Annotated in this window: 21 protein-coding genes and 3 pseudogenes; 11 read left to right on the top strand and 13 right to left on the bottom strand. The window is 67.3% G+C overall.

What is annotated here, in order from left to right:
* Positions 1–37: 37 nt before the first annotated feature.
* From ABD339_RS09330 to ABD339_RS09355, 6 genes are all read left to right on the top strand, one after another.
* Positions 38–1,288, top strand: a complete 1,251-nt coding sequence (locus ABD339_RS09330; protein WP_344564113.1) for a methionine adenosyltransferase — start codon at positions 38–40, stop codon at positions 1,286–1,288.
* The gene (locus ABD339_RS09335) at positions 1,288–2,214 is read left to right on the top strand and encodes an aminoglycoside phosphotransferase family protein (protein ID WP_344564115.1); all 927 of its coding nucleotides are present in this window, start codon (positions 1,288–1,290) and stop codon (positions 2,212–2,214) included. The genes ABD339_RS09330 and ABD339_RS09335 overlap by 1 nt, the downstream gene beginning before the upstream one ends.
* Positions 2,211–2,921: a histidine phosphatase family protein gene (locus ABD339_RS09340; RefSeq protein WP_344564117.1), complete on the top strand. Its 711-nt coding sequence runs from the start codon at positions 2,211–2,213 to the stop codon at positions 2,919–2,921. The genes ABD339_RS09335 and ABD339_RS09340 overlap by 4 nt, the downstream gene beginning before the upstream one ends.
* Positions 2,914–4,206, top strand: coding sequence for a serine--tRNA ligase (gene serS, locus ABD339_RS09345; protein WP_344564119.1), 1,293 nt, complete (start codon positions 2,914–2,916; stop codon positions 4,204–4,206). The genes ABD339_RS09340 and serS overlap by 8 nt, the downstream gene beginning before the upstream one ends.
* Before the next feature lies 1 nt (position 4,207).
* A complete protein-coding gene (locus tag ABD339_RS09350; RefSeq protein WP_344564120.1) occupies positions 4,208–5,230 on the top strand; it encodes a glycosyltransferase in 1,023 nt (340 codons plus the stop codon).
* 386 nt (positions 5,231–5,616) lie between these two features.
* Positions 5,617–6,219, top strand: a complete 603-nt coding sequence (locus tag ABD339_RS09355) for a hypothetical protein (protein WP_344564121.1) — start codon at positions 5,617–5,619, stop codon at positions 6,217–6,219.
* 87 nt (positions 6,220–6,306) lie between these two features.
* On the opposite strand, the gene ABD339_RS09360 is transcribed toward ABD339_RS09355, so the two are convergent.
* Complete coding sequence (locus tag ABD339_RS09360) at positions 6,307–6,456, bottom strand: hypothetical protein (protein ID WP_344564123.1); 150 nt, start codon at positions 6,454–6,456, stop codon at positions 6,307–6,309.
* Positions 6,457–7,006: 550 nt separating this feature from the next.
* Between ABD339_RS09360 and ABD339_RS33735 the strand changes: the two are divergent.
* Positions 7,007–7,183: pseudogene (locus ABD339_RS33735) on the top strand (DUF317 domain-containing protein); the annotation flags it as partial.
* Here ABD339_RS33735 and ABD339_RS33740 read toward each other — a convergent pair.
* The gene (locus tag ABD339_RS33740) at positions 7,136–7,324 is read right to left on the bottom strand and encodes a hypothetical protein (RefSeq protein WP_425575949.1); all 189 of its coding nucleotides are present in this window, start codon (positions 7,322–7,324) and stop codon (positions 7,136–7,138) included. The pseudogene ABD339_RS33735 and the gene ABD339_RS33740 overlap by 48 nt on opposite strands.
* A gap of 77 nt (positions 7,325–7,401) precedes the next feature.
* On the opposite strand from ABD339_RS33740, the pseudogene ABD339_RS33745 reads away from it, so the two are divergent.
* A pseudogene (locus tag ABD339_RS33745) lies at positions 7,402–7,829 on the top strand (hypothetical protein); the annotation flags it as partial.
* 122 nt (positions 7,830–7,951) lie between these two features.
* On the opposite strand, the gene ABD339_RS09370 reads toward ABD339_RS33745, so the two are convergent.
* The 10 genes and pseudogenes from ABD339_RS09370 to ABD339_RS09415 all read right to left on the bottom strand — a co-directional run bounded on the left by ABD339_RS09370 (position 7,952) and on the right by ABD339_RS09415 (position 22,964).
* Entirely contained in the window at positions 7,952–10,936 is a 2,985-nt protein-coding gene (locus ABD339_RS09370) for an RNaseH domain-containing protein (protein ID WP_344564125.1), read from the bottom strand.
* A 92-nt stretch (positions 10,937–11,028) separates the two neighbouring features.
* Complete coding sequence (locus ABD339_RS09375) at positions 11,029–14,331, bottom strand: hypothetical protein (protein WP_344564127.1); 3,303 nt, start codon at positions 14,329–14,331, stop codon at positions 11,029–11,031.
* A complete protein-coding gene (locus ABD339_RS09380; RefSeq protein WP_344564129.1) occupies positions 14,328–15,581 on the bottom strand; it encodes a restriction endonuclease-related protein in 1,254 nt (417 codons plus the stop codon). Before ABD339_RS09380 ends, ABD339_RS09375 begins: the two co-directional genes overlap by 4 nt.
* 55 nt (positions 15,582–15,636) lie before the next feature.
* Positions 15,637–16,809: a helix-turn-helix domain-containing protein gene (locus ABD339_RS09385; RefSeq protein ID WP_344564131.1), complete on the bottom strand. Its 1,173-nt coding sequence runs from the start codon at positions 16,807–16,809 to the stop codon at positions 15,637–15,639.
* A gap of 259 nt (positions 16,810–17,068) precedes the next feature.
* Positions 17,069–18,791, bottom strand: a pseudogene (locus ABD339_RS09390) (relaxase/mobilization nuclease domain-containing protein).
* Between the two features lies 1 nt (position 18,792).
* Positions 18,793–19,434 (bottom strand): plasmid mobilization protein, encoded by a 642-nt coding sequence (locus ABD339_RS09395; RefSeq protein WP_344564135.1) that lies wholly within the window; start codon positions 19,432–19,434, stop codon positions 18,793–18,795.
* Positions 19,435–19,474: 40 nt separating this feature from the next.
* Complete coding sequence (locus ABD339_RS09400; RefSeq protein ID WP_344564136.1) at positions 19,475–19,921, bottom strand: hypothetical protein; 447 nt, start codon at positions 19,919–19,921, stop codon at positions 19,475–19,477.
* A 48-nt stretch (positions 19,922–19,969) separates the two neighbouring features.
* Entirely contained in the window at positions 19,970–21,265 is a 1,296-nt protein-coding gene (locus tag ABD339_RS09405) for a hypothetical protein (protein ID WP_344564137.1), read from the bottom strand.
* Between the two features lie 92 nt (positions 21,266–21,357).
* Positions 21,358–22,056 carry an ATP-binding protein gene (locus ABD339_RS09410; RefSeq protein ID WP_344564442.1) on the bottom strand — a complete coding sequence of 233 codons (699 nt, stop codon included), beginning with the start codon at positions 22,054–22,056 and terminating at the stop codon, positions 21,358–21,360.
* On the bottom strand, positions 22,053–22,964 hold the full coding sequence (locus ABD339_RS09415) for a hypothetical protein (protein ID WP_344564138.1): 912 nt from the start codon (positions 22,962–22,964) through the stop codon (positions 22,053–22,055). Before ABD339_RS09415 ends, ABD339_RS09410 begins: the two co-directional genes overlap by 4 nt.
* Positions 22,965–23,447: 483 nt before the next feature.
* Here ABD339_RS09415 and ABD339_RS09420 point away from each other — a divergent pair, with 483 nt between their 5' ends.
* From ABD339_RS09420 to ABD339_RS09430, 3 genes are all read left to right on the top strand, one after another.
* The gene (locus ABD339_RS09420; RefSeq protein ID WP_344564139.1) at positions 23,448–23,705 is read left to right on the top strand and encodes a helix-turn-helix domain-containing protein; all 258 of its coding nucleotides are present in this window, start codon (positions 23,448–23,450) and stop codon (positions 23,703–23,705) included.
* Positions 23,706–23,829: 124 nt separating this feature from the next.
* On the top strand, positions 23,830–24,159 hold the full coding sequence (locus ABD339_RS09425; RefSeq protein WP_344564140.1) for a helix-turn-helix domain-containing protein: 330 nt from the start codon (positions 23,830–23,832) through the stop codon (positions 24,157–24,159).
* Positions 24,160–24,207: 48 nt separating this feature from the next.
* Entirely contained in the window at positions 24,208–25,740 is a 1,533-nt protein-coding gene (locus tag ABD339_RS09430; RefSeq protein ID WP_344564141.1) for a LacI family DNA-binding transcriptional regulator, read from the top strand.
* Positions 25,741–25,820: 80 nt separating this feature from the next.
* Here the strand turns inward: ABD339_RS09430 and ABD339_RS09435 are convergent, their stop codons facing one another.
* Positions 25,821–26,072 carry a hypothetical protein gene (locus tag ABD339_RS09435; RefSeq protein WP_344564142.1) on the bottom strand — a complete coding sequence of 84 codons (252 nt, stop codon included), beginning with the start codon at positions 26,070–26,072 and terminating at the stop codon, positions 25,821–25,823.
* Between the last annotated feature and the right edge of the window lie 65 nt (positions 26,073–26,137).

Here is a 26,137-nt window from a genome sequence, read left to right on the forward strand (position 1 = left end):
TCATTCCCTTCTGCCCACCCCTGAACGGGAGTTCGTGATGCCTCGTACGAGCACGACCATCGACAACAGCCACATCGTCATCGACACCGGCATGGCCCAGCCGGACGTGACGACCATCGTGGAACGCAAGGGCCTCGGCCATCCGGACACCCTGGCCGACCATCTCGCCGAGCGGTTGTCCCGCGCCTACAGCCGCTACACCGTTCAGCACTTCGGCGCCGTACTGCACCACAACTTCGACAAGCTCGCCCTCCTCGGGGGAGCCAGCGAAGTGCGGTACGGGGCCGGCCGGATGACATCGCCGGTGCGGGTCCTGGTCAATGGGAGGGCCGCGCCGTTGTGCGGCGGCGAGCGGATACCGGTCGAGGACATAGTGGAGGCCGAGGTTCGGGCGTTCTTCGCCGAGCGACTGCCCGAGGTCTCGGCCCACCTCGACATCGTCTTCAACATCACCAGCAATTCGAGCCCGGGTGCTGTACTCACCGGCGACGGGGTGCCCGACCGCACCCGCTGGTTCACCCCGCGCTCCGTCGAAGATCTCCGCGAGCGGCGGGTACGGCTCTCCAACGACACGTCCCTCGGCACCGGCTGGGCGCCGGAGAACCCCTTCGAGTCGTTCGTACGGGAACTGGTGGACCACTTCTCCGGGAAGAGCGAGTTCACGCTCGCCCACGCCTGGTGCGGCTCGGACGTCAAACTCATGGGCTACTGGGACGGAGCCCAGGCCGACATCGTGTTGTGCGTCCCCCAGAAGTCGCGTCACGTCGCCGGCCGGGCGGAGTACGTCCGCAACGCGGAGACCGTCCTCGCCGAGTGCCACCGCCTCGCTGGCCTCCGGCTGCCTGGAGAGGCGGCGCGCTTCCGGCTGAATGCTCGCGACGTTCCGGAGAAGGACGAGCTGTACCTCACCTACACCGGCAGTTCGATCGAGTCCGGTGACGAAGGCGTTGTGGGGCGAGGAAACCGGGTCAACGGGCTGATCACACCCTTGAGGCCGATGAACCTTGAGGGCGCCAACGGCAAGAACCCCGTCTATCACGTCGGCAAGCTGTACAACGTTGCCGCGCAGCGGCTCGCCAACCGGCTCCACGAGGCGACCGAGGGGCACGCCGAGGTTCACCTGGTGAGCACGACCGGGCAGCGGCTCGATCAGCCCTGGCGCATCCTCGTTCGCCTGTCCTCTCCCGACGCCGAGGTGGACAAGGTGCAGGCCCTGGTCGCCGAGGCTCTCGGCGAATTCCCGGCCCTGACGGACGAACTGGTCTCCGACGGGATCGTGCTGAGCTGATGGCGACGCGGACGCTCGGAGAGGTTCCGGCAGGGTGCCGGCAGCGACTACTCGCGCACTACGGGCAGGAAGCCCAGGCATGGCTGGACGCAGCACCTGACCTGCTGGAACAGGCCGCCGAACGCTGGAAGTTGTCCCTCAGCGACTACCACGACGCCGGACACGCCTCGGTGATCGCGACAGCGACCGCCTTTGACGGGCGTCCGCTGCTCCTCAAGGCATGGACCGACCCCGCCCGGTATCGCCACGAAGTCAGTGCACTGCGGCTGTGGGCCGGCGGGCCGACGGCGGACGTCGTCGAGGCCGCTGACGACTTGGCGGTGGCCGCCCTGGAGCTGGTGGGAGGGTGCCCTGGTGGCGCTGAGCGGCCAGAGCGCGAGGCTCAGATGGCTGCCGCTGCCCTTCAGGGGCTGCACACCCTTGGCCAGCGCCGAAGGCGAACGAACAGCTTCCCGCTGCTCGCCGACCACCTCAGTACGGAGATGCTGCCGCGGATCCGGCGACGGATGGAGACGCTCGACCTCGACACATGGCGTCTGCTCGTCGACGCCGCGTTCCCGGCGCTCGCCGGACTGCAGGAAGACGCAAGCAGGACGACTGTCCTGCACACGGACTTGTATCGGGAAAACGTGCCATTCGACTGGCTGGGGCACCCGCGCCTGCTCGATCCGCTGCCCATGCTGGGCGACGCGGCATTCGACTGGGCCTTCTGGACCGTTTACTACGACCTTGGGCACGGGACCGACGGGCGGTTGGCCGCTGCCGCCCGGATCTCGCGGATCCCCATTCTCGTACTCGCGCCGTGGTGCAGAGCGCTGGCCCTCGACGGACTCCTCTACTACCTGGAGGCCGGGGATCCGAGAGCACCGCGGATGGCGGAAGTGCTCGCCGGCCTTTCCGCGTCGACCCCGAGGAGAGACTCGTGACCACCTACGTCCTCCGCCACGGACAGACGAACTACAGCAAGCGGTATCTCGTCAACGGTGACTCGTCCCAACCCATCCACCTGACGGAGGAGGGTCGGCAATCACTGAGCCTGGGCTGGTCCACCCTCCCTCTCCACACCATGCGGACGTGGCTGACCAGCGAGTTCCCGCGTGCCCAGCAGACGGCTTCGCTGCTGATGGGTGTGCCGGCGGCGGAGCTGGTCATCGACCCTCGTCTGAACGAACTCGACTACGGAGAGTTCGAGGGCCGCCCGTTTCTGGAGTACGCGGTCTGGCTTGACGGCCAGGGTCCGAACGAGCGGCCTGCGGGTGGCACCGAGTCCCAGCGCGACGGCATCCGGAGGATGCTCACCGGACTGCTCGCCACCCTGGAGCGCCCCGGACCCCGCGTTCTCGTAGGCCACGGCCTTCTGGCCTCAGTGCTCCTCTGGCATCAGAACCGATCTCCAAAGGAGGCCATGCCGCTCTTCTTCCCCGAGGCTCCGTACGTCGAGCCGACGGCCATACGCGACGACGAGCTGCAGGACTGGATCACGGCGCTGATGAGTGATCTCGACGGAGACGTTCCCCGAGGTCGTGCTGACCGCGGTGGCGCGGACATATTCCGGATCGGTGAGGGCTCGGCGGTTGCTACGGTCGATTCCGTATCCCACCAGCCGGATCAAAAGGATCTTCCTCATGCATGATGCCCGCGCCCTAATCGAAATGGGTGCCGAAGCGGTTCGTCGGCTCGCTCGTCGCGGTTACTCTCTGGACCTGTCCGAGCTGGAGTCCCTCCAGTCTCGGCGCAACCAGAACATCCGCTCGGCCGACGAGCTGCGGGCTGAGTCCAAGCGGGTGGCGAGTGAGGTCCAGCAGACGGCCAAGCAGGGCGGCGACATCGCCAAGCTGAAGGAGCGCGCCCGCGAGCTGAAGGACCAGATCCGGGATATCGAGGCCGGGCAGGTGCAGGTCGAGGAACAGCTCCGCGACCTCCTCCTCAGCATCCCGAACCTGCCGGACGAAGCGGCCCCGGACGGTGACTCCGAGGACTTCGCGGTCGAGGTCCGGCGGGTTGGCACTCCGCCGGCCTTCCCGTTCGAGCCGAAGGACCACGTCGACCTCGGTGAGGCCATCGGCATCCTCGACTTCGCTCGGGCGACGAAGCTGTCCGGCCCGCGCTTCGCGGTCTCGCGCGGCGCCGGAGCAGCGCTGGAGCGTGCCCTGGCCACACTCTTCCTCGACCTGCACACCCGTCGGCACGGGTACGTTGAGCACGCGGTCCCGTACCTGGTCACCCGGAAGACGATGACCGGCACGGGGCAGCTGCCGAAGTTCGAGGAGGACCTGTTCAAGACCGGCGTCGCCGACCGCGAGCTGTTCCTGATCCCGACGGCCGAGGTGCCGCTGACCAACCTCTACGCGGACGAGATCATCCCTCCGGCCGAGCTGCCGCTGGCGCTCACCGCGCACACGCCGTGCTTCCGGTCCGAAGCCGGGTCGTACGGCCGCGACACCCGGGGCCTGATCCGTCAGCACCAGTTCGCCAAGGTGGAGATCGTCCAGATGGTCGACCCGGCGGACGCGGACACCACGCTGGAGACGATGGTCGGCCACGCCGAGGCGTGCCTGAAGGAACTCGGCCTCGCCTACCGCGTCGTCAAGCTGGCAGCTGGTGACACGGGCTTCTCCGCTCAGCTCACGTACGACATCGAGGTCTGGATCCCGAGCCAGAACACGTACCGAGAGATCTCCTCGGTCTCCAACTTCGGCACCTTCCAGGCCCGCCGGGCGAACATCCGGACCCGCGGTGAGGGCGGCAAGCCCAAGCTCGTCGCCACGCTCAACGGCTCCGGTCTCCCCGTCGGCCGCACCCTGGCCGCTCTCCTTGAGCAGTGCCAGCAGCAGGACGGCTCCATCGTCCTGCCCGAATCGCTCGTCCCGTACCTCGGCTTCCGCCGTATCTCGGCGGACGGAACACCGGAGGCATAACGTGCTCGTCGGCGTCTGCGACTTCCCTGGTAGCTACGCCTTTCCACCCGCCGGCTACGGCGGGATCGAACGATGGCTATGGGCGGTCGCCGTAGGCGCCCGAGCCGCAGGCGCCGACGTACACCTTCTTGGGCCGGGCTGGCTCACGGATCTGGAGAACGACTGGGTCCGTCGGCCGGTCCGCCTAGAGGACATCACCGCCGGATCGCTCGCCGAGCGGGAGCTTCGCGATACGGGGTACGACCTCCTGGTCGTGGGGCACGAATACCCGTCCCTGCCAGCCTGGGCGCGCACGTGGAGCGAGCTGGACTGCGACGTCGCTACCTTCCAGCACTCGCCCGTCTTCCAGCACGCCGACGCGGCCTTCGACGGCAAGAGGTCACGGCTCTACTGCTATTCGCCCGAGATGACCGAGCGCTACGCCGGCCACCGGCCGATACCCGAACTCGCTGTTCACTTGGGCCTCCACGAGGAGGAACCTCCGGCCACCGCCGGTACCGACCTCGTCTGGCTCGGCCGGATCGACGACGACAAGGCCCCGCACATCGCGGCGCGGGCGGCACAGATTCTTGGCCGCCGGATCCGAATCGTCGGACCGGTCTTCGACAAGGAATATGTGTGCCGCCACGAGGACCTCCTCGGCGCCGAACACGTGGAGTGGGTCGGGGAACTCGGTGGCACCGCCAAGACGGCCGCGATCGCCGAGGCGTCTGTCTTCGTCTATACGTACGCCCGTGCGTACGTGGAGGCCGGTGCCGCTGTCTTCGGTGAATCTCTTCGCGCCGGCACCCCCATGGCGGCTCTGACCTGGCGGGAAGGGACATGCGCCCAGGCGGCCCTGTGCAATGAGACCGGTGGGGTCGCCGTCGCTGACCCGCTGGAGGACGACGAGACGGCGGCGCGAAGGCTCGCCGAGTCGATTCAGCAGGCGGAAGACCTCGACCACCGCCGGGTCCAGGCGATCGGGATGCAGCGCTTCGACCCGGTCCGCCACTTCCAGGCGATGGCGACGCGATCGTGCTGACCCGCGCGAACCGCGTGCTCGGGGACGACCTGGCCCAGCAGATACCCGGCGTACTGCGTGCTGCGTTAGGCCCCCACTGGGAGTTCACGGTCGACGGCCGTCACATCCAGATCCTCCACCCGAACCGCGGTACCCCCTACAGGCCAGCGCGCAGACCACCCTCATGGAGGGAGCTGCTCGACTCCCTGGAGACTAGCTTCGCGCAAGTTGGGGCCCCACGCGATGCCTGCCTTCCCCTCCGCTGGGGGCGGGAGACCGAACTGACCATCTCCGCGGTCCAGGCACTTGACCCACTCCTCAAAGACGGCCAACTCCGCACACACCGAAGCGGGTTCCTTCCCCAGCCAGTCGTCCGCTTCACAGGTCAGCGCGACGCCACCGGCCACTTGAAGGACGGCTTCCTGACCTCCTTCGTCAACGTCTCCCGGGTCCAACCCATAGGCAGCCTGGACGAGTACGGCGTAATTCTCGACGGCTGGCTGACAGTCCTATCCCAACTCGGCTTCCACGCACGGCACCTGAGCATCAACGGCAACCTGACCTCGTGGCGCCGGCGACAGGTGGAGGGGATCACGCTGCGCTTCCGCCATCTGGACCGCACCCTTGGCGACATCGTCCTCCTGTGGAACGCCGAACGCCCAGGCCGGATGGCCGTAGACCTCGGCAGCGGACTTGAACGCCTGGCATGGGCTCGCACCCAGGAGCCCTGGCACCAGCTGATCTACGGCAGCTTCGCGGGGACTGCGCCGCCGACCACACTGGATGCCATCCGTACGGCCACGCTCCTCCTCGGACACGGGATCACCCCAGCCGCACGAGGAGCGGGAGGAATCACCCGGCGAGTCATAGGCGCCATCGACCGAGATGTCGCACGCCTTGGCGTTGGGGCCCTGCTCCGGGACGTGTACGGCTACTGGTCGCTCTTCGGCATCCTGCGCGTACCGTGGCCAGGGATCGCTCGGGCCATCGAAGAAGAGATGCGCCTGTAGGACGCGCCCGGTATCAGTTCTGTCCTCTGACAAGCGATGTTGACCGGTTGTCAGAGGACTCTGCTCATGGTGGTGCGGCTCCGGTCGTCAGGGACGCGGCCCGAACAGCATCTGCGCAAGACGCTGGCGTACCTCTGGTCGAGCGAGTGCGTTGCCGGTACTGAAGAACGTGATGTCGCCCGAGTCACTGATGAGCTGCGGTGCGAAGTATTCGAGCCGCGGATGCTTCTGCATCACGGGGCACGTCGGCTCATGCGGCAAGCGGTGGCCTCCCCGCCCAGCGCACGAAGTGCAGCGGCCGGTGGCGTCTCGCCGACGCCCGTCTTCAGGCAGCGGCGTCACCCACCCTTCGCCTTTGCAGTCCTGACAGACGTTGTCCTTCGCGAGGCACCTACAAGCCTCAGTGGTTTCGGCGACCTGTGACTTCATTAGGTGACGGCAGCCAACGCGCATGGGCTGGCGGTTGCAGATCCAGGGAACGGAAACATGGCGATCAAACGCACCTGGCAAACGGTCAAGATCACTTATCAAAGGACAAGTTCGCCGGGGGCAGACAGGAAAGACCCCCTGAAGGGCTGGTGCCCGGCGGCAAGCCATGTCAACGTACAACGCTGCTGGTAACTACCCCCGAGTCCAGGAGGCGCCCCTGCATCCGCACCGCCCCAGCGGACCCTCCCATCCTGACTTCCAGGACCCCGTGTACTGGGTCACCCCGCGCCACTTGGCCGGCGATGACGATGCGCTCGCCGAGCGGGTCGGGGACACCTTGGCCGGCCTCGGCTGGCGCATGTGGCCCACCGCCCGCCACACCCTGCTGTACGTGAGTCCCGACGGGCTGTGCGGCGCCGAGTGGATTCTCGCGGCCTACCCCTTCGAGCTGGGCGGACTGCCGGTGGCCTGGCAGCTAAGCGCCCGCTCACATGCCGCCTCCGCGCTCGCGGAGTGGAACGCGTACTTCACCACAGGTGTCCCGTACGAGGCCCTCGCCGACCTCCTCGTGGCGATCGACACCAGTACTACGCCCGACGTCGGCTTTGAGGGGCCCGAGACCGTCCTTGACGCGCTCGGTGCCCGTGGCTGGATCCGCGACGTGGATCGGCCTCATACCGCCGCCATGGATCCTGGGTTCTCCGCGAGCGTCTCTCTGGAGCTGGTGCCGCCGCTCGTCGTGTTCGGCTGCCCTGCCCTGCCCTGGAGGAGCTCGGCAGTGGCACAGCCACCGGTTCCGGCCTCGACTTTCCGCGCAAGGCGAAGGTGTCCTTCACCTACACCGGCAGCAGCTCCGCGATTAGCGAGGAGCTGTACAGCGACAGCGCCGCGAAGCTGTCCAAGGGTATCGGGAAGGTCTTCGACGCGATGCCGTCCTGCCCCTCCTATCAGGTGGCGTCGGGCAGCACCGTGGTCGACGTAGGCACGGGGGGATGGCTGCTCCGGATCTCGGCGATGAGCGGTGGAGCCAGCTGCTCAGTTTCTCGTCCGGTGGGCAGAGCAGTGTCGTCAAGCAGACGGCTATCCGAGTCGGTGACGTCTTGGTCCTCGTCTCGGGAACCCCCAGTCTTGTCGATACGCATCTGCAGAGGGCCCTCGGCAAAGTGCAGCGCGTACTTTGACTCCTGCCGTCGGCAGACTCGAAGCTGGGCCAGCGGCCGGGTACCTCCCGGCCGCTGGCCCAGCTTCTTATCTCGGCGCGATCGTCTGTGATCGTGTCCTCAACGGCTGTGAGGACGGCGGCTTATGCGTCGCCTCCGCGTGCTTCCCTGAGGATCTCGAGGCTCTCGGGGTCCTTGGGTTCGGAGCGGCGGAACTGCGGGTGGCCGAGGTCCATTTGGAGTGCGGCGTGAAGTGGCGCGGGGTAACGGGTTCGGTCGGACCATGACAGCGCCTGGTGGCTGAGTCGGGCTGCGGCGACGGCGAGGGCCTCGCGCTCGTACCCGTCGCGCGTGTACATCGGAGTGATTTCGCGTGTGGTCATGCTGTACCAGGGGGAGTTGAGTTCGTTCTCCTTGCGCTCGTCAGCGTTCTTTGACGCCTTGCCCGGGTCGGCGCGCCAGCGGGTCTTCCACTGTCCGTGGCGCTTCTTGCCGTAGTTGCGGGGCTCGGTGAACAGGAACCACGGATGCCCCTCGGGACGGTCTTCCGGGTAGTAGAGGTCGCTGGAGGTCTTGAGCGGCTTGGTGGTGCCGTTCTTCAGCTTCTCGGTGACGGAGACGAGTCGTGGCATCTCGGCCTGCGCGCAATTCATGCGGATGATGCTGACGGGGTTCCAGGAGGCAGGCAGGCCGCTGCCTGGAAGCCACAGGCGGGGGTCGTCCGGGTCCGGGGTGAGACCCTGCTTGTTGTTGTGGAGGCCGGGCCACACGCGGCGGCTGGCGTGGCCGTCGATCATCAGGGCGTACGGGAGCCCATCGAGCTCGTCGCTGAGGTCTTGGAGGGCGGTACGGACGTCGTCGCCGGCCTGTGCCCAGCGCTGCATTTCGCCTTGGCCGTCCTGCGTGTGCAGAGGGTAGTTGGAGGCGTGGAAATTGCTCTGCGCCCGCGCGTAGTGCTCCCACTGCGGGTGGATATTGCTCCAACCGAGCATGCGCCAGGTCTCGCCGGCCTTGCGGGACGGGATCACCGCGGTGGCGGTGATGATCCTCTTGGGCTGTCCCTTGTACTTGCGATCGGTGGCCTGCTTGCGGATGTGGATGCCCACGAAGGCCATGCGGGGCAACGGATACGGATCGTCTTCAGGGTAGAGAGCACGTTCGAACCGGTCGTCGATCACGCCGCACGAGCGGTACAGGTCCAGCTGTCCCATGTAGACGCGGTGGTCTTCGAACGCCGCAGCGGGCTTCTTGATGGTGCTGAACGTCTTGGTGAACGCGTCGTACGTGCGGCCGACCAAGAACTGAGACGGCACTGCCGCCTTTGCGAGCTCCCGTACCACCTGGTGTTTGGCGTCATTCTCGGCGAGGGCGGATTTCACCTCGGCGGGCTTCATGCCTTCGTGCTCTTCCCCGCGGACGGGGAGTTCCGTCTCGCACCAGGCTGCGAGGAGCACGCCTGGCTCTGCGAACTGGCTGATGAGGGCCTCGACGTCCGAGGCCCTCTCCTTACCAGGGCCGTGCTCCAGCAGAGCCTTGGCGTTGCAGAAGACTGCCTCGATGCCCTCCGCGAGAGGCGTGGTGTCCTTCCCGTTGGGGTCGGGGTCGATGTGTTCCGGGTCAAGGTCGTAGGGGTGGGCGAGACCATGGATCATGCGCGTGAGGGTCTCGTCCCGGTACCAGAGACACAGGATGCGGAGTTTGGTGTAGCCAGCTGTTTCGATGGAGCGCCGGATGCTGTCGGGCGAGGGGTTGCCGATGAGGTCGATGTAATCCCCGTCGCTCTTTCGCTTCTTCTTCTCCTTCTCCTGCGTCGAGGTGGCAGGTTCGTGGTGCCGCTTGCCGAAGACATTCCCCTTCGACTTCAGCTCGAGCAGAGAGACGGCGTCGCCGAAGGCGCGCCGGATCTGGTCCTGGAGAAGAGAGAGCTGGTAGATGCCGGCGCCGGTACCGACAGCGAAGGAGTCCGTTTTGGGCATGGTCGGCCGGATGGTGCCGGGCGCGGGTGTGAGGATGTCGATCCTCTTGCCGTTTTCGTCCCTGAGGTTCAGGCGGTGGCGTTCGTCGGCAACGCGTTCCTCCAACGCCGTGAGCGCTGTCCGGTCGGCGTCGAGTTTCGCCAGGATCTCCAGCGCGTGCTTGTTCGCCTGGCGCAGGCCCCATCCGTCCAGAGAGAGGGACAGCAGGGGGCGCTCCGTCCCTTGATCGAGCAAGGCAGTGCGCGCGTGGACCACGGTGTTGTTGACGCGGCGGATGTGTGCGTTCAGGTTCAGGACGGGGTTGGGCTCGGCGGTGTAGGTGGCCATCTTCACCGAGACGCGGGACATGGCGTACTGGACTTGCGCCCGCGTGGGGTCGTTGGGACGGGCGGTGGCGGCTTCGCTGAGGTTGACGGGGTGGGCCAGGGAGGCGAACAGCGGGCCGATGGGGTGGTCCCATGCGATCAGATCGCCGTCGCTGTCGGGTCGGTAGTACACGGCCGCGGTGTTGGTGGACGGCTGCCAGTCGACGATGCGTTCCTTCGGCACGCCCTCTTTCGTCTCGTACGGCTCACGGACCGGTTCCACTTCCGTGTCCAGGAGCGGCTTAGCGGCCAGCTTCTTCGAGATATGCCACTTCACCGCCTCATAGGCCCAGCTGTCAGGGCTGGCTGGTCTGCCGTCCTGTTGGGCGAGGATGTTCTCGGCGAGGCTGAGCGACTGCGGCGTGACACCGGCCACCAGTTTTGCCAGGGCGGGTTCGTCCATGAACGGGATCTCGTCGAGAGGGATCTTGCGGACGATCCCTTCCAGGTAGGTGAAGACGTTTTTGAGGACGCCGGGTTTCACGGGGCTGAGCGTCACCATGAACGCCAGGTTTCTGTCCAGGTACACATACCCGTCGGTGATCTGCTGGAGAACGGTGACCGCGATGGAGTACGGAATCAGGAAGGGGTCGGAGTCCTGTACGCCCGTGATCCGCTTGCTGTTGCGGGTGGCCGTGCTGCCCAGGTCACGCCAGGCTCTGCGCGTCGGCGAGTGGTAGTCACCGAAGTCCCAGACCAGGGCGGTCATGCCGTCCAGGAGCTGTGGGGTGCACTTGATCGATGTGGTGTGTGCGGTGAGATCCCGCTGCGTGCTGCGACGCCCCATGGACGGTTTTACCTCTTCTCTCGGTTTTTCTCCCGGACAGGGAAAGCAGCCCCCGCCTGCACCGGGGGAGGGCGGGGGCAGGTGTAGACCGTTCAGAGCATCTCGCGATCGAGTCCTGCGTAGGTGAGGAATGCCTGAAGCGCTTGACCGTAGAGCTCATTCATGATTGCGCGCTGCTCGGGGTTCCAGTCGGCATAGATCTGCTTGATGATCGTGGCCAGGTCGGAGCTGAACTTCTGGTCATGGATGGCGTGGTCCACGATGTGCAGGGTCATGTCGGTTTCGCCGCGGCGGGCTCGGCCGGCAAGCTGGATGAGCAGGACGAGCATTCCTGCGACGAGTTCTTTGCGCAGGTCGTGGTCCATGTTGGAGAACCGGGCCGGGGAGCGGAGGATCTTGGAGAGTTGCTTCCAGGAGGCTTCCCCGGCGCTGCGCAACTCGGCCAGCGGGGTATCGCTGCCACCTACGGGGAGGGTGTTGACGCCAGCGGCGTTGACGCTCGCGTGCATCCAGTCGGTGTCCTCGATGCTGAGGACGGGCCGTACACAGAGGTAGATGTCGCGGACTGCGGAGCGTGTGCCAACGACGATGTTCAGACCTCGTCCGATAACAGCGAGGGGGGCGATCAGGATTTCCCCGCGGTCGGGGAAGTCCTTCAGTTCCTCGCGGACCATCCTGTCCACGTGAGGAGGCAGGTTCTCCTCGTAGTTCTGTTTCTCTGCCTTCTTCACGAGCAGGCAGACTCGGTGGTTCAGACCGTCGGCTTGCGCCACTCCGGAAGCGAGGTGGGCGGCCTGCTCGTAGGAGTTGACGGTGAGAATGACACGGGCTCGTTCCGGCTCCCGCCTCTCCAGGTGGGTCAGGCGTCGGGCGAGCTGCTGCTCGTAAAGTCCCCGCCCGAGATCTCGCAGGGCGTTGGGCTTCAGTTCCGGTGGCAGACCACCGATACGCATCGCGTCGTCGGCGCCACTGCGTACGGGGGTTGCGAGGGTGACGATGGATTCGGGGCGTGTATCGGGCAGCCACCATCGCACCGGGGCGTGGATGTGCTCCTGCACGGCCTGGGGCAGGTAGGCGGTGGCCGACAGTCCCATGACGGGCCGCTGTACCCCGGCGGTCAACAGCGACGTGAGGCCGCCGAGTTCGGAAACGAACGTATGCGGATCGCCTCCGAACGACCGGGAGAGGAGCTCGGCTTCCTTCTCCTTGTTGTCCATGCCTTTGACCTGGTAGCCGTGGATGGAGCGGCCCAGCATCGCCAGGGGGTACAGGGTGGCCACCGTGCTGCTGCGCATGGTCTCAAGGATCTTGCGGACCGAGCCCAGGTCGAGGTAGCGCAGGGTCTGTGCCTGCGCGCGCAGTTCGTCGAGTGCGCCGTCGAGTTCGCGCAGCACCGTCCGGGTGACCAGCAGGTTGATCACAGCAGCCTGCTGGTGCGCGTCGGGCACGAGCCCGAGGAGAAGCTTGCGCATCTCGTCGCGGGTGTCCGTGAGATGGTCCTGGCCACGCTGCGCTGTGAGCGTCATCAGGGCGGTCTGAACGGCGTCCCAGTCCGCGCCTTCGGGGAGGTCGAACTTTTCCTCGTCCGGCTCGGAGCCGTACCAGCGGGCGGGCATGATCTCGTTGAGGAAGGCGAACAGCTCGGGCGGGATGTCCTCGGCCGCAGCCGCCTCGGGGAAGAGGATCTGGAGGATCTCGCGGTCCCGTGAGTGGGCCAGACGCCACCCGGTGTTGTCGCGGCCGGCGCCGTCGGGGCCGTCCATTTCATTGCCGGGATTCAACTTCAGCCCACGTCCGGAGCAGAGCCACAGCAGCAGCATCTCGGCCATGAAGCGGGCATGGCTGACTGGTGAGACGAGCCCCATCTCGTGGACAACGGGAAGGTTCTTCGCGTCGGAGTCGATCTCCCGCAGTGCGGTTGTCCTCTTCCGGGAGGCGAGAGTGATTTCCGAAGTGCAGCGGCTGATCGCCGCTGTCTGGAAGGCGTCGATCTCGTCGATCACCAGGGCATCGCAGGAGCGCAGGGTCATCTCCAGGACGCTCATGCCCCGGGTGCCGCGCGCTTGACCGCGGAACTCCTGCCCATCCAGCACGACACCGATGCGAGTGCGTCCTTCGAGCAGGTTTGCGTGGTTGGTGACGATGACCGCCGCGTTGGTGGCCCGGTAGAACTGCTGGAATTTGCCGCACGTCGGTGCGAACGGGCAGGTCAGCCGGTTGGAGCCAGTGGCCTCTGAGGTCAGCGAGGTGCAGTTCTCTTCCCCGTAGGGGTACAGGGTGGGCGGGTCCATCAGCGCCCGCTGCGCGCATCCGGTCGACAGAAGGCTGATGTCCGTCCTGGCGTGACGGTCCCACTCGTCGATCTGGGTGGAGGTGCCCAGGGCTGCGTAGTCCATGGCGCGCCGGTGCATGCTTGACGGGGACATCAAGGGCGTGCAGTGAGTGGGCTCGGCGAGACGTTTGATCTTGTGGAGATAGGCCAGGTCGTTGTTGATGTCCCAAGCCATCTCCAGGGTGGCCCGGACGTCTGTGACGGCGAGAGCGATGCGCCGGTCGTTCAGAGCAGCCCAGGAGGCCAGAACCCTCACCAGGACGGTCTTGCCGCTTCCTGTGGGAGCGTTGAGCAGCTGCAGATCGCCAGCAGTCAGGTCGAGTTCGGTCAGCGCCCCCGTCGTCGTCTTCATGCTCTTGAAGAACCGCTTGAGCACCTTGTGCAAGTAGCGGACGCTCTTGTCCTGTCCGCTGAGCGTCTTGGCGACGCCCAACAGCTGATCCACGGTCGGTGCGACCCGGTCGCGCTGTGGGCGGGTGTGCACCTGAGGCAGGACTTCGTGTCCGGGTGCTTCCAGGAAGCCCGGTGTTGCCGGGATGTGGATCTCCCGGCTGGTTGTGCCGTGCTCCGGGCCTAGGTAGGCAGTCCTCGTCTTCAGCTTTCCGGGGCCGGCGAATGCCTGGGCCTTGGGGCGCTTGCCGAAGGTGAAGAAGGGGCCGGTGACGCGTTGCACGTACCCGAGGAAGTCACCTCCCATCCGGGGGATCGCTGCGTCTGCCAGGTTCGGGTCTCCGGGCGGCAGACGCAGCGAGCCTCCCGAGCGGTCTGCGATGTCCGGCTCGGACGACAGGACTCCGAGCATGGCGAGCACTGAGGTCCTGAGCTTCTTCGTGTCCGTCCACTCCTGGGCCATCAAGGTCATCACCTGGCGGATCAGGTTCCGCTCGGCGACGGGCAAGTTCGGCCATTCCGACCAGGCTTGCGGCTTGCGGTGGGCGAAGAACGTAGCCTCCTCGAAGCCGGCCAGAACATGTCCCTCGTCGTCCTTGCGCGGGAAGTAGTGCGCTGCCAGCGCGAGCGCTCCGGCGAGGCCAGCCTCCGTCCCCGTCATGTCCCCGCTCATGCCTGGCCTCCCTTGACGTGCTTGACGACCATCTCCAGGTAGTCCGTCGCGGTCATCGCCGCCTTCATCCCGTGTCTGCGGCACACCGCGTTGAGCTGATCGACCTGCTCCCTGCGATGGTCGGGCACCACCAGATACTCGGCTCCGCCCCGGTCGCCGCCATCCATGTCGAGTTTGCTGACCAGGTGATTGGGCCAGGTGTAGTCCTTGAAGTCGGCCATGAACCGAGGCTCATCGTTGTTTTCATGAGTCACCCACAGGTCACACTGATCCCCGTTGGGCCACAGATGCGACGTCCAGGGAGTGCCGTCGAGGCTGGCCGAGACGGCCCGATGCAGAGCCAGTTCGGGAAGTCCGGGCACAACGGTGTATCGCCACACGGGCCGCACCAGCGCTACTGTCTCCGCCACCGCTCTGGCCTCCGGCACGAGCGGAACAGCACCGGTCCACAGCCGGGCAAATCGCCCCGACGGCACCCGGCACTCGAACGTCGGGCTCAACTCGGGAGCCGTCTTACGGCGAGTGGTCACGACGAACTCGTAAGACGCGCCCGTTTCCTCGTGCCAGGGGTACAGGCAACGCACCTGCCCGCGAATGCGCCCGCTGGATCGGTTTGTCGTCACCTTCATCGGCCACTGACAGGCCGGGCAAGGCCACCACCAGCCGTTGTACTGCCCGTACTGGGAGATTGGCCCATAAAAGTCGTTCGCCCGGGACGGCAGGTTAAGGGCGGCCAGGCCCTCCCTCGGGACGGTCGGATTCTCGACCAGCGTCCTGCGGTGCCTCTCGTAGAACGGGCCCTTGATCGCGCTGAAGACGGACTCCTGGCTGTACTCGTCATCCAGCTTGGGCTTGGTCACCTGGCCGCTGAATTTCCCGACTTTCTGCGCGGCGCGCATGACACGCTGCGCTTCATGCCGGAAGTCGAAGCCTTCTTCAGTTGCGACGCCGTCGCTCTCCAACAGCCGTATGCCTGCGAGTTCTTCGGCGTTGATCCACTCGGGCAGCAGCCGCTCGAGAGAGCCCGCCCGTTCACCGGTGAGTCTGCCGATCAGTTCGTCGAAGGGGATGTGGTGGCCGGGTCCGCACGCGGCCATCAGGATCCCGTGGGCTTCCATGAGGCGGTCCAGACGTCGGGGGCCGGTCAGGTCCCCGACGGTCATCGCGTGCTCGCACACCGCGAATGCCTTGACGATTTCCAGCAGGACATGGGTCTGCTGGACCGTGGTCGTGTCTCCGTGTCGCATCATCGGTGGGGAGGCTACGACACGGCACTGACAATGGGCCTGGAAGGCACTCAGGTGATCATGCGAACTCCGCTGTGATGGAGCCGACTTCGACGCTCGGGTACAAAGAGCGATAGGTGTCGATGTGGTCGGCGATATGACGTCGCCCGGAATCGGTGAGGAACCAGCGGTACGGTCCGTGGTCCGCCCCGTCAGGGAGGCGCAGAACAATGAAGCCACGGCTGGGTGTACGCCCGTCGGGACTTTGGCCGACGGCAAGGTAGTGCGGTCCCCGTCCAGCGAGGCTGCCGTCCACACCTTGCGCCCCTGCCCGCGCGACACGAACCACGATTTTCCACAGCCACGGCGACAGTAGTGCTGCGGGTGGTGTTGGAGCGGGCGTAACCCCGAGCGCTGCGCGTGCGACCGCTCGGCCGCGTCGAGTCATCTCTACGCGCGTACGCGGAACATCCCCCAGTCCTTCGACATACAGACGATCCCGGTAAACGGTGATTAGGCCCCGTCTGTCCAGTGCGCTCACGGACGACCCGGTTCCCGGATCGTGAATCCCGGCCTCCCGGAGCCGCTCCTGGATGCGGGTGAAGCCGACAAGATCGGCTGGCGCACTGAGTGCCAAGGTCAGCCGACGCCACGCTGCAGCGGGCCGCTGGGCCTCCCCTGCATAGCGATTCTGGCGCTGTTCCTCTTCTGCGTCCTGATCCTGATGGAAGATGCACGTCAGGTAGCTGCGCTGTCGCTCGTTGAGCTCGCGCCAGGTTGTCATTGCCGTCTCGGATGTGTTGCGAGGTTGACGGGCCGGAAGCGCGGGGGCAGGGTCGTTCGGGCGGGTGCGGCGCCAGGCGTCAATGACTACACGGTCGGGAATTCCGTAGACCTGGGCCAGCATCCGTGCCACCTGGCCCTGAGTTTCAGGGGACAGCCAATCCCGCCCGCTCACCGGGCGGCCACGCTCAAGGTCACGTACCTTCTCGGCGCTGATGTGGAGACCTTGCGAGGCTCGCTTGCGTCGAAGGAGCGAAGCGACCTCGGCGGCGCTCATACCTGCCCGGCGACGTAGATCCTGCAGCGTCTCGGTCCCCCGTTCGCCTGCTGTCAGGTCTTGCGCATCACAGCGCAGCACCTTCAGGAGGCGCCCGAAGGCTCGGTCGCTTACCGCTTGAGTTCCCGCCTCCCAGCGCCGCACGGACCCAGGCGAGACACCAGTGGCTTTGGCCAGCTCCTGCACGCTCATACCTCGGAACCCACGCTGCTGTTCCAGAGCCCGAGGAGTGAGGGACTGCGCCATGCCCCCAGCAAAACGCAGTCGACCGGCTGTAGCAACCACCGTCCACACTCGAAGGACATGGAGCCAGCTGCTTGCCTCCCCCGTGGACGCCCATTCGAATGGCATCTGGGTAGGGCCGCTCCTGAATCCTGTGATCACCTTGCTCCACGCGTCTCACTCGTGGTGCGGGAATCGGCTGAAGGTGAAGGGAAGGGCGTTGGGCGGATCATCGTGGCCGACCGGTACGCGACGGCGATGGCACGGATGCGGTCGGTATCCCAATGGCCGGCTGCGCGGCGGAGTGGCTGTGTGGGCTGCTGGCTTGTGCAGCACGTGCGCTGGGGCTGGGTGCTTGTCGCATACCGAGGCGCTGGATGCGCCAGACCAGGACTTCGGAGGCTGACTTGGCGTCGTCCAAGGGGTCGTGCTGGGCTGCCTGTTGGAGTACGTCGACCGGGTTGTGGCCCGCGGCTTCGGCGGCAGCGAGGCTGGCGGTGAGGGCGGGCCAGGCGTTTTCAGTGAGGATCTGTTCGACGTGGCGGGGCAGGACCTCGTGCAGTGCGCGGGCGTACCGGTGCACCGTGTTGTCGGGGGGGATAGCGCTCGGCGAGTGCGTCGAGGCTGGCGGGGGCTATCAGGTCGTACGCGGCTTGCAGGTGGGTGAGCGTCTGACGGGCGGCGGCCACCTGCCGGTCGTGGTGGTGCAGTGCGCTGCGGCGCTGGACCGCGAGGACGACGAGGATGGCGGCGTCCAGGAGCATGGCCAGCCCGGCGTGGTCCGCGGGCTGGTAGCGCATGGCCTTCAGCGCGCCTCGCAATGCGCGGGCGTGCTGGTGGTCGGCGCGGGCGCGGGTGTGGGCGGCGTGTTCGAAGGCGACAGCCGCACGGTGGAGTCCGGCCCGGAGTCCGGCAGGAGCGTGGGCGGGTAGCGCGTAGAGGACTTCGCCGAAGACGGTCAGGTGGGCCTGGACGGCGCCGTCGTCGGCGTGGGCGAGGTGGTGGGGGCTGCGTTCGGCGGCAGCGGCAGCGGCAGCGGTTGCCACGTGCCAGGGGTTGGGGCGGTGCTGGTGAGCTGATGAGGCTGGGGTGGGCTGTGCCTCGGTGTCGGCAAGGCGCTGTCGGATCTGGGGGAGGGACAGGTCGGTGGCGAGGCTGGAGCCGGAGAACCAGATGGGCGTGCCGTCGTCGGGCAGGGCGACCTTGTAGCCGCCGAGGTCTCTGGAGGGCAGGGTGCGGGTCTCAACCTGAAGGCCGGCATCGGCGAGCAGGTTGAAGAACTCGTCCAGGTCCTTCGCGTGGGACAGCGCGGTACGCACGGTGTGCCGCAGCTGTTCACGAGCGGTCTTGTCGTGGCCCAGTCGCTTGGCCTTCTCCTCCTCGGCCCGGGTGGGCCGCTTCACCGCCGAGGTGTCGGCAGCAGCTTCGGGACCACGTGCAACCCGGGTGAGGCCGAAGTCTTCTTCGACGGCTGTGAGTTCGTTCATGGCGCGGCGGTAGTCGCTCCAGTTCCGCGGCGGGCGCAGATCACCGCGCACCTTGGTGGCGACGATGTGGATGTGGTCCTCCGCGTGACGCACGGCAACCCACCGGCAGCCGTCCGGATCGCCGTCGGGTGCGATGCCGGTCGCGCGCAGCACGCGCCGGGCGATGGTGGCCCACTCGGCGTCGGTGAGGATGCGGTCCTGGGGCGCGGCGCGGATCGAGCAGTGCCACACGTGCCCCTCAGGCGCCTTGTCGCCGGCTTGCTCGACCCGCAGGTCCAGGGCATTGGCGAGCTGGCCGAGCCGTTGCGGGTGGCCAGGGCTGTCCCACGGCCCGGGATCGGCGATGAAGTCGTCCCACGAGGCGACGATGTGCTGGTCGGTGTGCTCGTTGGAGCGGCCCTGTTCGAAGAGGTATTTCAGGACGCCGTAGGTGTGGTTGCCCGGCCTGACGATGTTCGCGATCACCTCACACCGCCCACTTCTGTCCGGCTGCCCGGAACGCGGCGTCGTCGATCGCCCGGACTGTGTCGTGGGCGGTAGCGAGCAGACGGTCCGCCCGGTGAAGGATCGCGGCGTCCACAGGGTGTGGATCGCCGTCCGCATTGAGGCGGCGGGCGATCTGGTTGACGTTGTTGCCGATCCGGGCGATCTGCGCCCTCATCGCGGCGAGCTCGTCGACCGCATCGTCGTAGACCGTGCGCTCGGCAGCGACGGTGATCTCACCGCGGACGCGGGCCATGGTGGCGTCGGCGATGTAGCGGGCCATGGTCACGTGAGCGGTCTTCGCTGACGACTGGATGTCGTGCTTCTCGTGCGGCGCGAAGCGCGCGGTGACGTGCTCGGAGCGCTGCGCATCGAGGTTCGCGCGGCGGTACGGCGCACGCTGCGTGGCCCCCACGGTGGGATCGCCCGGCTGCTCGCCGGCGCCCACCCGCTCCTGCTCCGCCACGCCCTCGTGCCGGAGCTCCTCCTCCGCCACCCCCGGGGCGGAGGAGTCCGCGATGGACCGGCCTATGGACGGTCCATCGCCATTGCTTGCTGCGCGTGTGACGGGAGTGGTGACCATCTGCTCTTGGGGGATGGGGAGTTCGGGGTAGTGGTCGTGCACGACGCGATGTCCTTGTGTCGGGGTTGCTGGGGTGGTGGGTTCAGGCGGCGGGCGGTTGCGTGTTGAGCTTGGCGAACTGCTCGGCTGCGAGGTCGAGCAGATCCACCAGGCGCCGCTCCGGGAGGCGAGCGGCGGTCGTCAGGACATCGTCGATGCGCGGGGCGAGGGTGCTGACGGCATCCAGTCCGGCGGCGCGGGCGACAACCAGGCGCAGCTCGGCCGCGAGCCAAGCCCACTGCTCGATGGCGGGCACCGGGGTGTCGTCATCGATCTGGCCCAGGGGGCCGATCCTGAGTCGACTCAGGTAGTGGCCGCCGGCAGAGAGGATGTCGGGAAGGGAGATCTCGTCCTGGGCCATCCATCGTCCGTGTTCCAGCAGAGTGAGGATGGCGCAGCGCACCAGGGTCATCTCGTCGCGCTCAGGCGCGGTGCAGATGGGGCAGGACCAGTTGTGGCAGTCCCAGGCGGGCGTGGTCGAGCGGGGCATGGTGGAAGGGCCTTTCAGCGGTGGGTGGTTAGAGGTGCGGGGGCGAGTTCAGGGGCCGGTACGGGCGGAGTCCTGGTGCTCGGCCTTGACTGCGTTGACGATGCTCTGGGCAAGGTCGGTGCCGACCTGGTGGCCGTCGGCACGGACGGCTGCCTTCAGGGAGTCACGGGAGAGGCGACCCGTCTTGCGGTAGACGCGCTCCGCATAGGCGATGAGGGCATCCCTCGGCAGGTCGGGCTTGCGACCCGGGCGCTTCGGCTCCGGCTTCTCGCCAGGCTCGGCACCCACATCTCTGCCCGTACTCACCTTCGCGCCTGCATCCGCAGTGGATTGAGGGCGGACGATGGATTCCGGGCGGCCCGACCGGTGTACGCCTTCGTCGCCCGGATTCGGTACGGCCTCCGGGCGCTCGGGCCTTGCCCGCTTCGCCACGGCAGTGCGGGGCTGGCTGACTCGGTCTGCGGGTGTCTCCCACCGTTCGGGCAGCGGGAGCGAGGCCAACCGTGTGGCCTGCTGTCGGGTCCCGAGCTTCCGCAGCAGCAGCTCGTCCTGGCGAAGATCACCGTCGACGTCGGCCCGCTCCAGCGCTTCATGCAGGCGCCGAGTCGCACGCCGGCCACGCCCCTTGTTGCGCTTCGTCTCGGGCATCGCTTCGATGCGGAGGATCAACGTGACGGCACGGCTCAGGGAGCGCTCGCGGATGAGTCGTGCGGCATCGGCGTCCTGGTCGTGGATGCCCAGACGCGCCAGGAGTCGCTCGCGTGCCTGTCGGCCGAGGATCGCGAGCAGGCTGCGTGAGGCGGCCTCGGGGGTGTGGTGGCGTAGCTCGATTCCCATGGCCAGGTGCCAGAGGACTGCGGCCATGACCGGGCCGATCAGGGCGCGGACCGTGCCGCCGACAGGACCGGACTCGGCGTAGGCGGGGATGATCTGGCCGCCGGTGATCACCCATACCAGGACGCCAGGCGGTCCCGGAGCCTGACTGGAGCCCTTCAGGTTCTGGCGCGCCATCAAGGCCATTGCGAACAATGCCAGTTCCGCGGTGGCGAACATGAAGGTGCGCTCGACGGTGCTGCCCATGTCGAGGTAGTCGGCGGCGAAGCGCCAGCTGATGTCCGCGCTGTAAGCGGTGCAGCCGATCGCGGCGACAGCGGCAGCTGGGATGGCGGCGCTGCCACGCAGCTGTCCGACGCCGGGCTTCCGGGCACGCTGCCACCGCCAAATCGCAGCCAAGGCGAGGGTGACGAGCAGGAGTGCGACTGCCGTGGGAGAGGTGATCCATTGCGCCAGGGACGCTGCCGGAGTCTCTTCGATGCTTGTGGGGACGGTGTTGCCAGACGTCATGCAGGGGCTCTCCAAGGGCTCGCGCGGCTGGGGGCATGCCTGCGCGCGGGCCGGGTGAGGTGAGGGGAAGGAGGGGGAGACGCGGGCTGCCGTCAGGCGGCGGGCGCGGTGCGGCGTCGGTCGGAGCCGGTGAGGATGACTCGCTCGGTCATCTCGGCGAGGCGGGAGGCGACGCGGTCGCCGAGTGCAGTGCGGAGCTCGGCGGTGGGGAGGTTGGTGGTGATGAGGGTGGGGAGCATGTGCTCGTACCGGTGGTTGATGAGCCGGTAGGTGAGCTCCTCGGTCCATTTGCTGGTCTTGGCCGCGCCGAGGTCGTCCAGGAGCAGCAGCGGGCAGCGGGCCAGCGTCTGGAATTCTCGTTCGCCGTCGCGGCCAGCGCGGGGGCGGAGCCGGGCGTGGAGGTCGGCGGAGGTGATGGCCTCCCAGCGCAGGCGGACGCCTCGGGTGAGGAGGGCGCGGACGGCGCCGTATGCCTGGTGGGTCTTGCCGGTGCCGGTGGGGCCGGCGATCAGCAGCGACGGGCCCTCGGCGATGCCGGGTCCGGTCGGGCCGGGGCGTCCGGCGCGGGCGATCTGGTCGGCCCAGGCGGTGATCTGGGAGTGGTCGGCCAAGGCGCGGCGGTAGCGGGCGGGGATGCGGGCGTCGGCGAGTTCCAGGGCGGTGACGGTCTCGGGCGCCGGCTCGTGGGTCGCAGTGGCGGTGGGGTCGATGCCGCGGTTGGCGAGAATCGTGTTGAGCCGGTTGGCGATTGCGCCGACGGGCTGGGGCGCGCGGGTGAGGGTGGCGGTCAGAGCTCATCTCCGTAGGCGGCGACGACATCGGTGGGGTTCGTCCACGGCCGGTGGGCGGCGGGGGAGGCGGCGTTCATGACCTCGTGGACGAGGCTGGGCAGGACGCCCGGGCACAGGCCCTTGACCCGGTGGCGTTCGAGGGCGGCCCGGAGGTGGGCGGGGGCGATGCCCTCGTCGAGCAGCGCGCGCACCTGTTTGCCGAGATGGTTCAGGAAGGCGTCCGGCGGGCGGTGGTTGCACGCGGCGATGTACTCGGCAAGGAGCTGCTTGGCGGAGACGGTGTCGGGCGCGTGGGCGCTTGCGCCCCCCGAAGGGATATTTCCTAGATCCACGGTCCTAGGTCCTAGATCCGGACGGTGAGACGTCACTGCTGCATCACCGAGCGCTCCCTGAGCCTTCACGGAGGACTCCGTGAAGCGCTCCTGACCTGCGGCTTCGCTATCGCGCCCCGGATTCAGTGCGGACTCATGTCCCTCGCCGGAGCCCTCAGAGAGGACTGCGTGAGGCCGCACTGAGGACTCCATGACACCGGCACCCGCGGCAGGTGCGGCACCGACCGAAGCGTCATGAACCGGGCAGCCTGGGAGGCGGCTCTTGCTGGGCCGGTTGATCTTCTGATGCTGGTGCCAGGTCACGACGTGCAGGTACCGCTTGTGATCCGGGCCCTTGTAGCGGCAGATCAGTCCGGCGTCGGCGAGCTGGGCAAGGTCCGTCTCGACATCGGACGGGGTGTGCTCCGGGCGCAGCACCCACAACTGCCCGGCGATGATCGCGGCGTGGTCGCGGTGGCGGCCCTGGTCGTCGGCCTGGGTGAGCAGGCCGAGGAAGGTGCGCTCGGCGGTGAGGGAGACGGCGGCCAGGGACTCGGAGACGAAGGCTTCGGGCTTGATGGTGCGGATTCGTGCCAAGTGCGGGGCGGTCCTCACTCGGTGGCCTGTGCGTGGACATCACGGCTCACCGTCGGTCGGGGCGGAATTCGAGGGGGTGTTGGCGCGGACGCGCGCCGGGAGCGATTGCGTTTCCGGGGTGTCGTCAACATAGCCACACCCCAGTCGCGCAAGTCCAGCCCTATCCGGCGCAATCTCTCACGGCAGAAAGGCCGCGAGAAATGGGGCTCGGTGGCGGGCGGGAGCAAAACCGTAAGGCACGATCCGCTGTTGACCAAATAGTTGCCCGAACTGCAGAGCCAGAAGCATCACATCGGCAAGCCGTTGTCGAGCCGCAGACGGGGAAGCTACAACACAACACCCCACGTCAAAGCCATGATCGACACACTGTTCCGCGCCCCTTCCCGACCCTCCGGGAACCGCATCTCGGCGAACGACGCGAGCGCAACATAGACCACGATCGCCGGTTACCCAAACCGGCGAATGCACCTTTCAATTGGAGTCATGCCCCCGCGCTCACTGGAAGTCGGACCCGCAGGAATTCAGGCGGCCCACACCATCGAAATCCTCCGAACCGAACGCGGCCTGTCACAACGCCAGTTGGCCGACCGCGTGACCGCCCTCGGCCACCCGATGTCCAACACCATGCTGTCCCGCATCGAACGCGCCCAACGCCGATGTGATGCCGACGACCTCGTCGCGATATCCGACGCCCTCCTCATCTCGCCTCTCGTACTGCTGCAGAGGCCGACCGCCACGTGACGAGGCCCGCCCAGCGCCGCTGACCGAGCACGCTCCCACCCAGTAAGGACCCGCCCTTCTTGCACCATTCCGACATACCCCTGCCCTCGTACGACGCCTTCCTGTCACCGAGGGCGGAGCCCCCTTGCCCCGTCTCTACCGCCCCGAGGAAATCGCCGAAGCCCTTGGCTGTTCCGCCTGGTGGGTCAAAGACCGGGCCCGACGCGGACTCATCCCGCACACCCGCGTCGGCCGCGCCTACCGCTTCACCGCCGCGCACCTCGCCGAGATCGTCCGCCTCCACGAAGAGCGCCCGAAGCGATCCCACAGCAGCGTGTCGGCGAGTCGGGCAGCGACAAGTCCTCCCGCGGTACGAACTCGTGCCGCCCAGCCTCCTGGGCCGACTACGGCCTCGACGCCAGGGCGTCTGCGGGCTCGACCGCCGCGCCGTACCCAGTACGAGACCGTCGCGTAGCACGCACGCGCCCAGTCACAAGCCGAGAGCAGGGGAGGAAGACGGAAGTTGGGTTTCGCGGAGAAGCGCGGAAACTACTGGCGCGGCCGGTACAAGACCGCGCCCGGCAAGCACCTCACGGTGGTCGACGACAACGGCAAGGCAATCCGGTTCGCCACCAAGGGCGAGGCCCAGCGTGCCGCGAGCGAGGCCGAGAACAAGTACCGGCGCGGCGACTGGCGCGACCCGGCACTCGGCCAGGAGACCTTCAGCGAGTGCGCGAACCGCTGGTACGAAACCCAGGACCTGGCCGCCTCGACCATGCAGAACTACAAGCGCCACATCGAGGAGCACCTGCTCCCCGACTTCGAGGACAAGGCGCTTGCCGGCATCCTGCGCACGGACGTCGACCTGTGGGAGAAGAAGGAGAAGGCCGTCTACGCGGCCTCCAGCGTCAAGACCTGGCGCTCGACGCTCCACCTGATCTTCGAGGACGCGATCGACGAGGGCCTGATCACCTCGAACCCGGCCGCCAGACGGCGCGGACGCGGCAAGCGCGCCGGCCGTTCCCGTGACCGTGGCCCGGAGAAGGTCGTCACCGACCCACTCGGCATCCTGCTGACCGCTGAGCGCGCCGCCCTGCTCTCCGGCCGCGACGACGAGTTCGTCGCCGTGGTCCTCAAGGGGTACACCGGCATGCGCTGGGGCGAAATCGTCGGCTTGGAGACGGAGTTTGCCCGCCCCGGCTCCGTCCGCGTCGAGTGGCAGCTGTACGAACTCGACACCGGCGAGCTGGTGCGCTGCCCACCCAAGGACGACAGCTACCGCACCATCGACGCGATGGACTGGCTGTCGGCCCTGGTCGCCAACCACGTCGCCCGCACGAAGCCGAAACCCTGCCTGTGTCACGGCAAGACCTACGTCTTCCGGGGGCAGGGCACCGCCCGCACCGGCGGCCACCAAGGCGCGAAGCTTGTCGACGTCGCACGCCGTGCCGAAGTCTCCACGGGCACGGTGTCGAACGTCCTGAACCACCCCGACCGCGTCACCGAAGCCAAACGGATGAAGGTGGAGCAGGCCATCGCGGACCTGGGATTCGTGCGGGGCGGCGCGGTGTCGCAGCACGCAGCCCACTGGCGCCGAAACGGCTTCGCGACGTGGCTGTTCACCCCGGCGGTCTCCGGCAGGTACCCGAAGAAGGCACCACAGGAAGCCCGCCCCGTCCCGCTGCTCGGCGAGCCGTGGCCCGGCGTCCCGGCCCGAGGACGCGGAGCCAGCGACCGGGCCGACGCCTGCTGGCTCCCGATCGCCAAGGGCCTCACACCTCACGGTCTCCGCCACGCACACCGGACCGTAATGGAGGACCTCGGCACCGCGAAGGTCCTCATGGATCAGCGCATGGGTCACATCGACGGCTCCGTCTCCGCGCGCTACGCCCATGTCACGCCTGGCATGCGCAAGCTCCTCATGCTCGGACTGACCGAGCAGTGGGAGGCATCGCTCGAAGCCCGGCAGGCGATACATCCCGCGTCCCCTGTGCGCGCCCTTAACGATCTCCTGCACGCGCGCAAGGAGGCCCGTAGTTCGACGACGCCTGGTTGATGCGCGACACCCGCGCCACGCGATTCACCGCGTGGGGCGCAGCGCTTGCTTTGCGTAACCGCTGCTTCGATCCCCTGGGATCAGACGACGAAGGCTTGACCGCATACGAGGCAGCGATACGGGCCCGACGTATCTTCAGGGATCTTTACCGGCTCGTACGAGTGGCATGGGGATGTCACGATGACCATGTCGTCGGGTTCGGTGAGCGGAGCCTGTACGTCCGGTGCGTCGATGCCGCCTTTGAAGTCGACCTTCACGGGCTTGCTGCTGGCCCCCTTGAACGCGTCCCGCAGCCCTTGCTCGACCTCTCGCGTCGCTGCAGGAATAGCCACGCCTCGGGCGTATTCGAGTTGCTCCTGTGTCCACCAGGAGTCAATTCCTGCTGGATGCCCGCATA

Source organism: Streptomyces axinellae (genome assembly GCF_039532135.1).
Lineage (GTDB): Bacteria > Actinomycetota > Actinomycetes > Streptomycetales > Streptomycetaceae > Streptomyces > Streptomyces axinellae.